Origin of the sequence: Banduia mediterranea, assembly GCF_031846245.1 — a bacterium.
GTDB classification, from domain to species: Bacteria; Pseudomonadota; Gammaproteobacteria; order Nevskiales; family Nevskiaceae; genus Banduia; species Banduia mediterranea.
Genome location: NZ_JAVRIC010000081.1, coordinates 1 through 478, shown reverse-complemented (window position 1 = coordinate 478; position 478 = coordinate 1). Strand labels below are relative to the sequence as shown.

1 tRNA gene is annotated in these 478 nt (G+C 61.7%); it reads left to right on the top strand.

Going from position 1 to position 478, the window contains the following annotated elements:
• Window positions 1-89: 89 nt before the first annotated feature.
• Window positions 90-166: transfer RNA gene (locus tag RM530_RS18465), tRNA-Pro, on the top strand.
• The last annotated feature ends 312 nt before the right edge of the window (window positions 167-478 follow it).

Genomic DNA, 478 nt, shown 5'->3' with positions numbered 1-478 from the left:
GCCGCACGGCGTTTACAGCTTTCTCTCAAGGATCGCATCCGGTACCATTCGCGGCTGCGGTCGCCTTGGCGCCGCGATTTTGGACCGGTCGGGGCGTAGCGCAGCCTGGTAGCGCATCTGCCTGGGGGGCAGGGGGTCGCAGGTTCGAATCCTGTCGCCCCGACCAACTGAATCAACGAGATAGGCCGCACATCGATGCGGCCTTTTTCGTGTCTGAAGATTTGGATAACACCTTGGGCAACACTTTAGGCCTTCTGCGGCATAGCGACAGTGTCGGGTTCTGGTTGAGGTACGCAGGTCGAGAATCCTGAAGGTCTGCTTCATACTGAGGCGGCACTATCGAGCTGAACGTCGCCCTCGCCCGGTCGTCGGCGGTTTCTGCGTGATCTGCACCGGCTGGATCGCGCCAGGTCCAAGCGTGGCCAAGGCACCGAGCCGAGCCGAGAACGCCGTCCGCACGTCCCTGATTTCATCGTGC